The organism is Priestia iocasae (assembly GCF_016909075.1).
GTDB lineage: Bacteria > Bacillota > Bacilli > Bacillales > Bacillaceae_H > Priestia > Priestia iocasae.
On sequence record NZ_JAFBFC010000005.1, the window covers coordinates 65,835 to 79,831 of the forward strand.

General features: G+C 38.1%; 14 protein-coding genes. 5 read left to right on the forward strand and 9 right to left on the reverse strand.

The genetic code is table 11. The annotated features are described in order from the left end of the window. Positions 1–15 precede the first annotated feature (15 nt). Positions 16–891 (reverse strand): UTP--glucose-1-phosphate uridylyltransferase GalU, encoded by an 876-nt coding sequence (gene galU / locus JOC83_RS14105; RefSeq protein WP_205188030.1) that lies wholly within the window; start codon positions 889–891, stop codon positions 16–18. 363 nt (positions 892–1,254) lie between these two features. Between galU and JOC83_RS14110 the strand changes: the two genes are divergently transcribed. The 3 genes from JOC83_RS14110 (at position 1,255) to JOC83_RS14120 (ending at position 6,802) form a co-directional block, all read left to right on the forward strand. Continuing rightward, entirely contained in the window at positions 1,255–2,787 is a 1,533-nt protein-coding gene (locus JOC83_RS14110; RefSeq protein ID WP_205188031.1) for a hypothetical protein, read from the forward strand. Then, positions 2,780–5,575, forward strand: coding sequence for a DEAD/DEAH box helicase (locus JOC83_RS14115; RefSeq protein ID WP_205188032.1), 2,796 nt, complete (start codon positions 2,780–2,782; stop codon positions 5,573–5,575). Before JOC83_RS14110 ends, JOC83_RS14115 begins: the two co-directional genes overlap by 8 nt. A 354-nt stretch (positions 5,576–5,929) precedes the next feature. Next, positions 5,930–6,802, forward strand: a complete 873-nt coding sequence (locus JOC83_RS14120) for a C40 family peptidase (protein ID WP_205188033.1) — start codon at positions 5,930–5,932, stop codon at positions 6,800–6,802. A 402-nt stretch (positions 6,803–7,204) separates the two neighbouring features. Here JOC83_RS14120 and ssb read toward each other — a convergent pair whose 3' ends face one another. Further along, positions 7,205–7,534 carry a single-stranded DNA-binding protein gene (gene ssb, locus JOC83_RS14125; protein WP_205188034.1) on the reverse strand — a complete coding sequence of 110 codons (330 nt, stop codon included), beginning with the start codon at positions 7,532–7,534 and terminating at the stop codon, positions 7,205–7,207. A 138-nt stretch (positions 7,535–7,672) separates the two neighbouring features. On the opposite strand from ssb, the gene JOC83_RS14130 reads away from it, so the two are divergent. Then, positions 7,673–8,107, forward strand: coding sequence for a YwpF-like family protein (locus tag JOC83_RS14130; protein WP_205188035.1), 435 nt, complete (start codon positions 7,673–7,675; stop codon positions 8,105–8,107). Positions 8,108–8,165: 58 nt separating this feature from the next. On the opposite strand, the gene JOC83_RS14135 is transcribed toward JOC83_RS14130, so the two are convergent. Next, a complete protein-coding gene (locus JOC83_RS14135; protein ID WP_205188036.1) occupies positions 8,166–8,327 on the reverse strand; it encodes a hypothetical protein in 162 nt (53 codons plus the stop codon). A gap of 363 nt (positions 8,328–8,690) precedes the next feature. Between JOC83_RS14135 and JOC83_RS14140 the strand changes: the two genes are divergently transcribed. Next, on the forward strand, positions 8,691–9,107 hold the full coding sequence (locus JOC83_RS14140; RefSeq protein ID WP_205188037.1) for a helix-turn-helix domain-containing protein: 417 nt from the start codon (positions 8,691–8,693) through the stop codon (positions 9,105–9,107). A 368-nt stretch (positions 9,108–9,475) separates the two neighbouring features. Here the strand turns inward: JOC83_RS14140 and JOC83_RS14145 are convergent, their stop codons facing one another. From JOC83_RS14145 to mreB, 6 genes are all read right to left on the reverse strand, one after another. Continuing rightward, entirely contained in the window at positions 9,476–9,853 is a 378-nt protein-coding gene (locus JOC83_RS14145; protein ID WP_205188038.1) for a hypothetical protein, read from the reverse strand. 247 nt (positions 9,854–10,100) lie between these two features. Continuing rightward, positions 10,101–10,376 (reverse strand): hypothetical protein, encoded by a 276-nt coding sequence (locus tag JOC83_RS14150; protein ID WP_205188039.1) that lies wholly within the window; start codon positions 10,374–10,376, stop codon positions 10,101–10,103. A gap of 148 nt (positions 10,377–10,524) precedes the next feature. Next, on the reverse strand, positions 10,525–10,959 hold the full coding sequence (fabZ, locus tag JOC83_RS14155) for a 3-hydroxyacyl-ACP dehydratase FabZ (protein WP_205188040.1): 435 nt from the start codon (positions 10,957–10,959) through the stop codon (positions 10,525–10,527). Between the two features lie 103 nt (positions 10,960–11,062). Then, positions 11,063–11,893: a flagellar hook-basal body complex protein gene (locus JOC83_RS14160; RefSeq protein WP_205188041.1), complete on the reverse strand. Its 831-nt coding sequence runs from the start codon at positions 11,891–11,893 to the stop codon at positions 11,063–11,065. A gap of 22 nt (positions 11,894–11,915) precedes the next feature. Then, positions 11,916–12,752: a flagellar hook-basal body protein gene (locus JOC83_RS14165; RefSeq protein WP_205188042.1), complete on the reverse strand. Its 837-nt coding sequence runs from the start codon at positions 12,750–12,752 to the stop codon at positions 11,916–11,918. A gap of 47 nt (positions 12,753–12,799) precedes the next feature. Beyond that, positions 12,800–13,801: a rod shape-determining protein gene (gene mreB / locus JOC83_RS14170; protein ID WP_205188043.1), complete on the reverse strand. Its 1,002-nt coding sequence runs from the start codon at positions 13,799–13,801 to the stop codon at positions 12,800–12,802. Positions 13,802–13,997 lie beyond the last annotated feature (196 nt).

Below are 13,997 nucleotides of genomic sequence, written 5' to 3' on the forward strand. Positions count from 1 at the left end.
CTACAATCTAGACTATTACACTCGCTTCATCACATCTTGAAAATAAGCGATTAATTCATCACGAAGATGCTCTCGTCTTAAAGCAAAATCAATCGTTGCCTTAATAAATCCAAACTTATCTCCCACATCATAGCGAACACCTTCAAAATAGTAAGCAAGCACCTCTTGAAATTCGCTTAACTGACGAATGGCATCCGTTAATTGAACCTCTCCGCCTGCACCGGGTGGTAGCTCCTCTAAAATATGAAAAATTTCAGGTGTGAGCACGTAACGCCCCATAATGGCATAGTTTGATGGCGCCTGCTCTAACGTCGGCTTTTCAACGAGTGATTGAACCGTTAGAATGTCATTATCTAACGTTGACTCTTTTGGTGCAATAATTCCGTATTTTGATACATCTTCATCGTCTACTTCTTGCACACCTACCACCGCACAGTGATGCTTCTCATACACATCCATTAACTGACGCAAGCAAGGTACATCTGATTGTACAATATCGTCACCTAACATGACCGCAAATGGTTCGTTGCCAATAAAGCTCCTTGCACAATAAATAGCATCTCCTAAGCCTTTCGGTTCTTTTTGACGAATGTAATGGATATTCGCTAAATTTGAAATGGCTTGAATTTCGTCTAAGGAAGCCCACTTTTCTTTTTGAGCTAATGTTTCCTCTAATTCATATGATTTATCAAAATGATCTTCAATTGCTCGCTTTCCACGGCCACTAATGATCATAATATCTTCAATTCCAGATGCTACTGCCTCTTCTACAATATATTGAATAGTCGGCTTATCAACAATTGGCAGCATTTCTTTTGGTTGTGCTTTTGTAGCCGGTAAAAACCTCGTCCCCAATCCAGCCGCTGGAATAATAGCTTTTCGTATCTTCATTTAAATTGTCCCCCTATCATCTATGTATAGCTTAACCGCTATATTCTCATAAGGAAGCGCTTTTTCTCTATGCTTACACATAGCTAATTCAGTTCTTTCCACCATAATCATACCAAAAGCCCTTCGTTAATTCTATTTCTATCATGTAAATATAGCGTGAATTCGTTTACAAAAGGTGGAAGAAATTGACGAGTGTTTCATACTACGATTTCTCCCTTGTTCTTTAACGCTTGGTCTCACTCATTCAAATAGAATGCTTTAGCATTTCCACCTCGAAACTACTAGTTCTCCTTGTTAGATTTTCTGCATAAATTCAGATATAATTTGCTCATATATTTTGATGAACGAAAGGAAAGTTTAAGGATGAACGATTCAATCGCTAAGACAGAAGAACAATTCCTGCGTCTTTTTTCATATGAAGATTCGAGTGTGCGAGAAGCTGCACAAAAAGGATTACAGTTTTATCGTTTAAGTCATGTTAAGGAAAGCGAAGCGTTGCAGCGAACATTCGTTGACAACGAGCAGGTGCATATGGATGAAAAGAACCTAAAACAAAGTACTTGCTCATGTGGAAGAGCTAACCCATGCGAGCACTTTTTCGCTACTTTTTTCCATAAATACGCACGACAACAAGATTTAATGACCCTTATTCATACTTGGAAAAGCCAATCAACGCCTTCTGTCTCATTATCAACTTTAAACGTTTCACCTTCACAGACACACACCCACTCATATAAGAGTTGGAAAAAAGCATTTACCCATCAATATGAAACGTTCATTCAGCATCAATTAAATGTTGATTTTACAATCTATGAAAAGCTCTACCACCACTACTTTCAAAAATTGCAGAGTCAAGCTCCTTCAGCTTCTCCGTTGCGAGAACTTTATACCGTTTATAGCGGGGTGGAAACGTTTTTTAAAATGAGTCTCTGTATGCAAAGCCAAGAAATGACATCCCACCGATTAGATTCGTTTGTTCGACCCTATATCTATCAGCTACTAGAGCAAATTGACTCGCAGTTGTCTCAGCTAAAAAAGGAGCAGCTTTCACCGTATAAAACGTCCATTCTTTCTGCCAGTATCTCTGATATTCGCGAACTGTTACAGCTCTCTATTCCATTACCTTATGAGAAGGTCGAGCTTTATCAAATGATGTGGACAACTTTATATCAAGATTCAACATGGATGCGAAATGAGCAAAAAGAACTTCAAGAAAACTCACTCGAACAAACGATTGCACGAGCTCATTTGCTCTTTTTACAAAAGCAGGATACAAAAACGATTGAGCAAATTCGCCACCAACCAATCGCAACCTTTCTTCCTGCTATGAAGTGGGCCACAACTGTCGTCATGAATGAAGATAAAAAACGAGCGCCTCAATGGATGGATTACATAGAGCGTCATATGAATGGTTATGTTCGCAGTCTTTCCTCTTATCAAGGAAGTCGAAATATGGTGTCGATGATGTTAACACTGTTTGAATCTTATGATGAAGCTGCCTATATCCGCGCTCTTCGACGATTATTGCCTTATAGCTTTATCGAATATAGCCGCTTCTTGTACGAACGAGGAGACTTGAAGCAATGGATTGAGATGCAAGCTGCATTTCGGTACAACATTTTAGAGTATGAAAAAGAAGCATTAGCAACGATTAAACAAGATCATAAAGAATGGTTATTACCTATTTATCATCAATCTATTCATTCACTTATTGAACAACGCAATCGTAAAAGTTATGAAGAAGCTGTTCATCATTTGCATGAACTAAAAACACTTTATCATGCGCTTCAACAAGAGGACGAGTATAAAACCTACGTAGAAAAATTAACCACATCAACAAAGTCATTGCGGGCGTTTCAACAAGCCTTACAGAAAGGACAGCTTATTCATGTTTGATTTGTTTCATATGACCTTACATGTCGAATTGCAACAAGATGACCAATTTTTTATCTATTGTACAAATGAACAAGACAACGTCATAAAAGTAGACATGTGGAAGCACGCCGTTCTCCTGTGGCATAAGCCAACGTATTACGGAACACTTGTGACAACAGCAACGCTTGATGAAAAAGAAGGAGTTATCCTCTCTGCTTGGGAAGCCTTTTGTTTCTTTAAGCACTATACACAAGATTCCGTTCTACAGCTATCACTCTCAGCAAATGCACAAAGCTGGGTAAAACGCGCTCAAGAAGTTGAAGCGTTAATTGAAAATGAAGCATTCATTCCAAGCTTTACAGATTGGCAAAAAGGATCACTTCAGTGGATAGCAACCGTTGATCAAGTGTCTAAAGAGACCACCTACTTGCTTTCACACGTCGTCAATGAGCTTATTCAAGAGGATGAAACGATCGCTCACATTTGGAAGGAGCTCGTAGATCAACACTCACTGTTTAATAAAAATCCACTAATTGTAGACAAACAAGATTGGCTTGAGCAGACAGGTCTTCAGCAAATCGAGGTTCCGTTTCAGCTTATTTTACGATTAACAGAACCTGAGGAGGACGGTGGATTATGGCAAGTGCGTACACTCGTGATTCCTTCAGATGAAGAGAAAGAGCCGTTTACTTTTCATGGCTCCTTGCCAACAGAATGGGTAGAACACGAGCCCTATGTCGCACGTCAACACAATAAATGGAGGCTGTTAGCTCCTGTTTTAGATGGCTCTTCTTCTTGGATTAACGAATGGCTGACCGAGGACGAGGCGTGGCTGTTTTTAACCGAACAAAGTGAAGCTCTGTTACAGGCCGGAATTGATATTCACCTTCCAGCTTGGTGGCAAGCAGTGCATAAACTGAATATGAAGATGAGCGTGTCTGTAGTGGATTCAGCAGAGGATGGGCGTTCATCCTTCTTTGGATTGCAGTCTCTTATTAACTATCAATGGAAATTTTCTTTAGGCGGGATTGCGCTATCCGAAGAAGAATTTCAGCGTCTCGTTGAACAGAAGCGACGCTTGGTTCATATTGATGGTCAGTGGATTAAGCTTGATCCACAATTCATTAAACAAGCTCAATCACTCTTACGCGAAGCTGATAAGCGAGGTCTACATGTAAGAGATGTACTAACAAGTGAACTGAATCGTGCTAGTCACTCTTCCTCAGCTCCTCAAGACAGCACAGTTTCTCTTTCCTCGGTATCCATTGATTTATCAGGAGGGTTTAAGCAATTCGTGCGGCAATTACAGGCACAAAAGCCGTTGAAAACACATCCACTGCCTACTTTGTTCAACGGGCAACTTCGCCCTTATCAGCAAGAAGGATTCAATTGGCTCTTGTTTTTACGAAAGTACGGACTAGGGGCTTGTCTAGCAGATGACATGGGACTTGGAAAAACCATTCAACTCATTGCCTACTTTGCACACCTTAAAGAACAAGAAGAAGCGAGGCCATCTTTACTTATTTGCCCAACATCCTTAATTGGAAACTGGGAGCGCGAATTGAAGGAATTTGCTCCTTCCCTTAATGTCTATGTCCATTATGGATCAAAGCGGGATGACGATGCGTCCTTTTCTAAACGAGCAATGGATGCCGATATTGTTATTACGTCTTATCAACTCTCTGTTCTTGATTTTGAGCAGCTTTCTTCTGTTCATTGGACATCTATTTGTCTGGATGAAGCACAGCACATTAAAAATGCTTATACAAAGCAATCGAGAGCGATTCGAAAGCTTCATAGCCACCACAAAATCGCATTAACAGGTACACCGATGGAGAACCGCTTAACGGAGCTATGGGCAATTTACGACTTTATCAATCCAACTTATTTAGGAACACTTCCTTCTTTTCAAAAAAAGTTTGTAACTCCCATTGAAAAAGATGGAAGCAAACAAAAAGTGGCACAGCTTAAACGCTTTATTCAACCATTTATGCTGCGCCGAACAAAGCAAGATCAACACATTCAGCTTCACTTACCAAGTAAAAGTGAACAAAAGCAGTTTATTCCACTAACAATCGAGCAAGCTTCTTTATATGAACAGCTTGTAAAAGATACATTAACAGAAGTAGAGAAGCGGTCTGCGTTCGAACGAAAAGGATTCATATTGCAAATGCTCACAAAATTAAAGCAGCTTTGTAACCATCCTGCTCTTTATTTAAAAGAACCAGGATCCAGGCAAACCATTAAAAGATCACATAAACTTGAAGCATTATTAGACTTAATGAAGGAAATTCGTGCACAAGGTGAAAGCTGTCTCATTTTCACTCAATATATTGAGATGGGAACAATGATTGAACGAATGGTTGAAAAAGAATTAAAAGAAAAGGCACTCTTTTTGCACGGCAGCCTCTCAAAGACAGCGAGAGATGAAATGGTCGAATCATTTCAGCGAGGAGATTCTTCTATTTTTATCTTGTCATTAAGAGCCGGCGGAACAGGCTTGAATTTAACAGCCGCTAATCACGTCATTCATGTCGATCGTTGGTGGAATCCAGCTATTGAAAACCAGGCAACAGATCGTGCGTATCGAATTGGGCAAACAAAATTTGTTCACGTTCATAAACTCATGACCATCGGAACAATCGAAGAAAGAATTGACAAAATGATGACAGAAAAGCAAACTTTAAATGACCAAATTATCGGTGAGCAGCAATGGATAACAGAGCTATCAAATGAGGATTTAAAGGAGCTGTTGACCTATCACAGAGAAGAAACAACCAACCCAAAAGAACCAAGTTCAACCAGCTAACAAGTCTGAAAAGTGGACGAAATTCTATCAAACTATGAAAGAAAAAGTCAAAAAGTCCTAGCGAGGACTCTTTACTTTTTCTTTTTTTTCCATCATATTATACATAAGGACTAATTTGTCAGAAAAATAGTATAGTCTAGATACCCCTTTATCATCCATTTTAATCCATATACAACACACTGTGATGACTTACAGATTAGTTATCGTTACGCATATCAATTGTTTTAGAGGAATCTATAGAGGGTGTTTTTAAAATAAGACTTGTCACTTTGTTCATTGATTTAGTAGATTACTAACTTTTACATATCATACTTAAAAAACAATCGATTTGTTACATACCAGGAGGAACTGAAAATGAGAAAAAAGTCGTTAGCCTTTACATTTGGGGCTCTAGTTGGAGGAACATTTTTGTTTCAAGGATCCGCTTCAGCATCGACGGAAACAATTGAAGTTAAAAGTGGAGATTCATTGTGGGGATTAGCTCGTACACATCAAGTACCTGTTTCAGAATTGAGAAGCTATAATAAATTAACATCTGATACTATTTATGTTGGACAAAAGCTAAGCCTTCCTTCTTCTACCAATCAGGTTGTGTCAAAACCAGTTGTAACACCTCCCCAACCTCAACAACCTACTAGTATAACTACATATAAGGTAAAAAATGGTGATTCTCTTTGGGGCATCTCAAAGCAATTTGACTTGTCTGTAACCGAAGTAAAAACGTTAAACAACATGAACTCTGATGTCATCTATGTTAATCAAGAGCTAGTTGTAAAAGGACAAGGTGTACCACCAACACAGTCAATTTCGCCATCACCACCACCGGTATCATCGCCTGTTACAACCTTTCCAACTAGCTTAAATGTGAACACACTCTTAGATCACGCAAAAGCAGTTGTAGGTGTTCCTTATCAATGGGGTGGTTCTACGACCAAAGGCTTTGACTGTAGCGGATTTATCTATTATGTATTAAGCAAGCAGCTGCCAAATGAAAAGCGTGTAAATACGGTCAGCTACTGGAACAAGTCTCAATCTGTATCGAGCCCTCAACCTGGAGACTTTGTCTTTTTCTCTACATATGCTTCTGGTCCCTCTCATATGGGGATTTATATCGGGAATGGCTCTTTTATTCATGCAGGGTCTTCAACAGGCGTTACCATTACTAAGCTAGACAATAGCTACTGGAAATCTCGTTATCTTGGTGCAAAGCGTTACGCTACAAACTGAATACATAAGCAAAAAACAAGGTGAGAATGATAACTCACCTTGTTTTTTTAAATAAGTGAACTAAAAAAACTGTTGAGCATATCATGTCAACAGTTCAAATAAAAGTGGGCACTTTCGTGCATATTACAACGAGGTGTCTTGCTTATTTCTGGAAAAGGATTTGAGGAGAGTTCACTTAGTAAACTCTTTTGAAAAGAGGAATTCGGTATATTATACCAACTAAGAGTACTTATTACCTTTAATGATTATAAAAAGAAAGTTGTCATTCAATAGAAAGTTGCTAATAAAAAAGCTTGGTTACCTATCTTTTACAACATATCGCTACGTCAATCTCTAACGCTGAACGCCTCCTTTCTTTTATGAAAAAACGTTGATCCATTCACCTCCTTTCACTTTCGATTATTACTTTTCTAGTTTATTGCTTAAAAACTTCACATAGTCTGCTACAATATCGGTCACGTACACGCGTTGCTGCTGCTGATTCTCAAAGGACCTAGACTGTACTTTACCAGTGACACCTACTACCGCTCCTTTTTTACAGTAGCTTACTGTATTCTCTGCTGTTTTTCTCCATAGTGTTACATTGACGAAGTCTGCCTCTACTTCGCCTTCTTGATTCCGATAATGACGGCTAACGGCAAGTGTAATCGTAGCAAACGGGGTTCCTTCATTTGTATAACGCAGCTCCGGATTTTTTGTTAATCGACCAACAAGAACTAATTGATTAATCACGCATTTTCACTCCTTAGATTACTTCTTTAATCGTTTACAAATTTTGTAACAAGAAAGAATAATGTGAAAATTCATCCATTCATATGATATACTAGTCACTAAGAGTCATTTCAATTAATTGTAAAGGGGGAACTACGTATGAAAACCTTTAAATTAGTCGCTCTTCAATTTTCAGATGAACGTGTCAAATCGCAACAGCTTTCTTTATTAGATGGGCTTATTATTAATAAAGAAGATGGGGAAAATCATTGGGTGCTAGAAGCTTTACTGGATAAAGAGCATCGTGATGTGTTTCATCAACTATTGCTTACAAAAGAACGATTTAACATGTATGCAACGATTTCAAAGAAAAGCAACGATCCAGCAACCTTCTCTGCTATTGTGACTCATATTACAACAATCGGTGAACGAATTAGTGTTCTAATGGACGGACTGCTCATCGAGCGAAGAACAAATAGATCTGAAATGGTATTATCCGATTTAATTGAAAAGGGACTTAATGGGACGCAGCTCCTACATGAATTTAAGCTACAGCTACAAGAAAAGAAAATGAATCGCTCTTCTGTTAAATAAACATTCTTCATAAAAGGATAGATTGTCGATAAGGTGGAGAGTTAGAAAGTGGAGAAACTCATTTTGAGGTTTGTTTCACTTTCTGGTGTTGAAGATAATATTGCTTAAGCGGGTCGAATATAAATTGTGGACTTCGTTTTCCTAAAAATAAAGGTACACCTCGATTCGATAGTGCATTCTCTCTATTTTTAGTAGGCTTGTTCAGATGATACTTGGTCATTTCATCCTCCTTTTGATATGCTCTATTTGTAATAATAAACCATTTTTTCTAAAATACAACTATTTTTTCATCGTTATAACGAAAGCAAAATACGAAGGTTTACACCTTAGAGTCTCGGATGTAATCCGTTTTAATTGTTAGTAAATTTAACACTGTGTAAAAATTACTAACCTTCTTTTTTGTTTGTATCTCTTCATTTTTAATCACTCACATTCGTTTGTCTCGCATCTGCTTAGGCACAATTTTCTTAACATTGTTCGTATTTTGAACAATATTCAAAACTGTTCTTTTTATCTTTTTTGACAATTATTTTACACATTTACTTTAAAATATGACAAATTTCTAAGAAAGTAGTGTTCATCTATGAAACCTATTGGCGAAAAAATGACCTATCTACGTAAGCGCTCAGGCCTTTCTCAAGGAGAACTGGCCTTCCACCTCAATATGTCTCGATCAAAAGTAGCCAAGCTAGAAACAAATACACAACCTCCATCCATGGAAGACCTTATGACCATTGGAGATTTCTTTCAAATAAGCTTAGATCATCTCGTTGGACGAGACTTTTCTAAAATTCAAACTCTATCGGAAGTAAAGCAAGTTTATCAAGTTGGGCAGGCGGTATTAGATACTGAACTGTACGAGGTTGTCACATTACTATCAACTTATCCTCACTTACAATCTTCGTTACATCAAGTATCGTCTCTACCTAAAACAAAACAAGATAAGCGAATTCCTCTAATCACGTCATTAATGACACAAATAGCTCAATTAGATGACTAAACATAAAAAGTCCTCTTCATAAAAGACCTCTTCTCTTTTGGGACATGTTCATGATGATGCCTCTTTCTGTTATATTGTGTTGATACTTATACGACGTGTAGAAGGAATCTTGATTCCTGTAGAAAAAAACACCTCCAAGTTGAATTTCGGCATTGTAAATCCGTTTTTTCAACTGAAAGGTGTTTTTTATGAGTTAGGGTCAAATATGTTCCTTGTATATAAGTCCTATTACATAGCATTGCATGATTTCTTAGAAAAAGACCGCTTCATACGTCGCTATTCAGACGTTCTGAACTTTTTCTCACATAAGGTAGTGTGTCCGAGCTCGATTATTAAAGAATGTTGCACCTATATGACGCACCACTTATTTATGATGAAAGTTTATCAATTAAAAAACGTGCTTCCTCTTTACAAGAATAACTCACATCCGTCATATTGTGCTGTTCTAAGAGGCTTTCTACTTGTTGAATCTGCTCGTCAGTCGGTCTTTCTGTTAAAATCTTTTGAACCGTTTCATTAATTTTCACTGCTAGCTCTTCATGAAAAATTGGACTACCTTTTATTTCTTCATCGAGGTTTTTGTACCAAGACGCATGCTGCTCAATATATTGTTTCCACTCTTGAATAAAGTGTTCTAGTTTGTACTGGTCTTCATTCCATTCAATATTACTCATATACGTTTTAAAAGCAGTAACAATTGATCTTGTGATACTACTCTTCGTGCCAGGTGATAAATGTTTTAACATGTATTGAAAGTACCTCCAACATATAGTTTCAGTATGTATTATTTTATCAAAATTAATAAAAACTGTCATGTTTCAGAACATAGCTTCTACTCCAAAGCAAATAAGAGAAGTACAACCTTACAAAATAGGAGGCTGTACTTCTCTTAGTAAAAAATTCATTTTAAATTGTCTCTTGTTCCCTATCAAAGAACAAAATGAGTAATTAGTATTTCAAATCGAGTAGATTTTACTCCATTTGAAACATTTTTTATTCATCTTTTGTATCTTTGTCTTCCATGTCTTGTGGGTCTTCCATCATGTCTTCACCGTCTGATTCTGTGTTTTCATCATCTTGACCCATTTGATCATTTTCTTCCATACCAGGAGCTTGATCTTCTTCTGGTGCCATATCGTTTTCACCGTTATCTTCAGGAGCTTGCTCCATGTTCGGATCTTCTTCTGGAGGTGGCTCTTGAGTGTTACAAGCAGTTAACGCCATTGCAGATAAAAGTAAGGCTGTTACCATTAAAGATAGTTTTTTCATCAGTTTGTCTCCTTTCTGTGATATGTAAGACCATACAATGATACGGCCTGTGTATAGATTGCCCTCTCCATATTAAAATATTCACTCTAAAAACAATGTAAATAAAAAAGTTGCTTCTCATTGTACTGAAGCAACTTTTCGTTCATTCTTATTCAGCTTTTTCACCTAAAGCAAACATAATATCGGTTTCACAAACGAGCTCACCATCAACAGTAGCAATCCCTTTACCTTTACCAATTGCCCCTCTTACACGAACCATTTCCACTTCTAAGCGCAGTTGGTCACCTGGTTTTACTTGCTTCTTAAAACGGCAGTTATCAATGCCTGTAAAAAACGCAAGACGCCCACGGTTTTCTTCTTTTTTTAGCATCGCAACCGCTCCTACTTGAGCAAGTGCTTCAACAATTAACACACCTGGCATCACAGGATAGTCAGGAAAGTGTCCATTAAAGAACTCTTCATTTGCCGAGACGTTCTTGATTCCAACGGCACTCTTACCTTCTTCTATTTCAAGAATACGATCAACTAATAAAAATGGATAGCGATGCGGAATAATTTCCTTAATTTGTTGCACATCAAGCATCGTATAGTCTCCTTCCGGCTAAAAGCATTTACTACTTCCACTATACCGAATGCATGTGCATCACGCAATCATTTTTATGACCTGATACTAAAAACAAGTTCTATTAAGAGCGAATACTGTTGACAAGACCCATCATCTGATCCGACATCGAGATTGACCTTGAATTAAACTGATAAGCACGTTGCGTAAGCATCATTTCAGACATTTCTTTACTTAAATCGACATTTGATTGCTCTAATGCACCTTGTTGAATTCCCGCTTCTTGACGTCGCACGCCAATGAGCTCATTTACAATTTCTTCTGCATTTTGATTAGGGGGAAGTTCAAATAAATTTCCACCACTTGCAACAAGTAATTGTGGACGATTCACTTGCACCAAACCTAGCTCAAATGTTTGAGGTATACCGTTAGCAGATTGCGCTACAATCTCCCCGCTTGCCGTAATTGTAATATCCGTTGCTTCACGTGAAAACACAATTGAATTTCCGTTCGCATCAAGAATTGGATAACCATTGTCACTTACTAACATCACGTCGTTTTGTCCAACAGGTGTTAATTGAAAGTTCCCACTACGTGTATACTTGACTGCTTGCTGTCCATTTTGCTCAACAAGAACTTGAAAGAACATGCCCGCTTTGGAAAAAGCCACGTCTAAGGGTCTTTCCGTTTGTTGAATAGCACCTTGCGTTAACAGTAATTTTGTCGCACCAATTTTAGCTCCCACACCTTGTCGAATCCCCATGGGCGTTAAGCGATTATTCTCAAATCGTTCATCAAATTGATTGTCAAACTGTTGATAAAGCATCTCGCTAAACGTGGCTTCACGCTTTTTATAACCTACTGTATTTACATTCGCTACGTTATGGCTGATTAAGTCTAATCGTTGCTGAAGCTGACTCATTGTATTTGCTGCATGAATCATCGATCTATTCACGTTATAATCCCCCTAGATGTTCTTAACGAACTCTCCCGATATCATTGACAGATTTCTCCATACTACGATCATAGGCTTGCATAATCTTTTGATTGGCTTCAAAAGCACGGTAAGCTGTTAGCATCTCGGTCATGGTTTGAGACGTATCTACATTCGAACGCTCTAAAAAACCTTGCTGTATGTGATACGAAATCTCGTTGTTTCCAATTGCAGAAGGAAGGGGCTGCCCATTTTCAGTTCGGTAAAGACCATTTCCTTCCTTAGCAATAGTGGACAAGTTATTTGCGTACGCTACATTCAAGCGAGCTACCTCTTCTTCATTTTCAAAGATGATTCCACCTTCGTTAATGCGCACATTTTCACTTTGTAATTGAATTCGCTCGTTCGCCTCGTTTAACACATAGCGACCATCCGTTGTTGTTAAGAAACCCGCCTCATCAATTGTAAAGTTTCCATTACGCGTATAACGCAGCTCATTGTTATCACCTTCTACAACAAAAAACAGTGCACCTTTTTGTCCATTTTCATCGAAAGGTACAGCACGTTCTACTAAGGCAACATCAGTTGGAATTTCTGTTTCATGTATATCGCCTTGTGCTAAATTTGGCATCGTCTCTTGCATATATACACCCGTGTGTAACGATCCAATCGTTTGTTGAACGGGAACATGAAAGCTCTTCTCAACAGGTATATCTTTTGAATCCATACGCTGTACCAACATGTCAGGAAATGCACGAAGTGACGATTGATCAGCCTTAAAACCAGGAGTATTTGCATTTGCCATATTATTTGTTAACAAATCCGTTCTTCTTTGCTGTGCCATCATACCAGCTGTTGCTGTATAAAAGCCTTTAAACAAAGCAGTCACCTCTTTTAACTTTCAATAGTTTCATTTTAAAAGATGCCTTAGATGAGTTGACGACGAGAAAGCTTATCCATATTATCTAACATAATGCCAGTTCCGATAGCCACACAATCCATTGGTTGTTCAGCAATAAGAACTGGAACCTTCAGCTCTTCTGCAAGTAATTGGTCCATTCCGTGAAGAAGGGCGCCCCCACCTGTTAAAATGACACCTCTATCAATAATATCGGCAGAAAGTTCTGGTGGTGTACGCTCTAATACACTTTTAGATGCTTGAACAATGACACTTACAGATTCACGTAACGCTTCTTCTACTTCACGAGAATGAACGGTCACTGTACGTGGTAAGCCTGTTACCATATCTCGTCCACGAATTTCAAGCTCTTCTTCACGTGATCCAGGGAAGACGGTACCGATTTTAATTTTGATTTCCTCTGCTGTTCGTTCACCAATTAACAGCTTATATTTCTGTTTAATATAGTGTAGGATTTCATTGTCGAACTTGTCCCCTGCCATCTTAATGGAAGAAGCGGTTACAATGTCTCCCATTGATAGTACAGCAACATCTGTTGTACCTCCACCAATATCAACGACCATGTTACCACTCGGTTGAAAAATATCCATTCCGGCTCCAATTGCGGCAACTTTTGGCTCTTCTTCTAAGTAAATCTTCTTACCACCGCTCTTTTCGGCTGCTTCACGAATTGCTTTTTGTTCAACAGATGTGATATTTGTCGGGCAGCAAATCAGAATTCGTGGCTTCGATAAAAAGCCTTTGACATTTAATTTATTAATAAAATATTTTAACATTGCTTCTGTAATTTCAAAGTCAGCAATGACACCATCTTTTAATGGGCGAATAGCAATGATATGACCAGGTGTACGTCCAACCATTCGGCGAGCTTCCTCCCCAACAGCTAACACTTTTCCATTCGTTTTATCAATCGCTACAACTGAAGGCTCATTTAATACGATGCCTTTTCCTTTTACATGAATTAAGACGTTAGCGGTCCCTAGATCGATACCAATGTCCTTGGCTAACATACTTACAATCTCCTTCCATTTGACCATTCTATATGTGAAGATCAACCTTTTTTCCCTAATTTATTATTTTATCACAAATTGGTTTTACATGTAGATTATTACAAAAAACTTTTAATAAAGCTATCTAGAACGTAAGTTTGATTAAAAATGTTAGAACAAACCAACACCTTCTCCAACTTTTTCACTAAACAGTTAC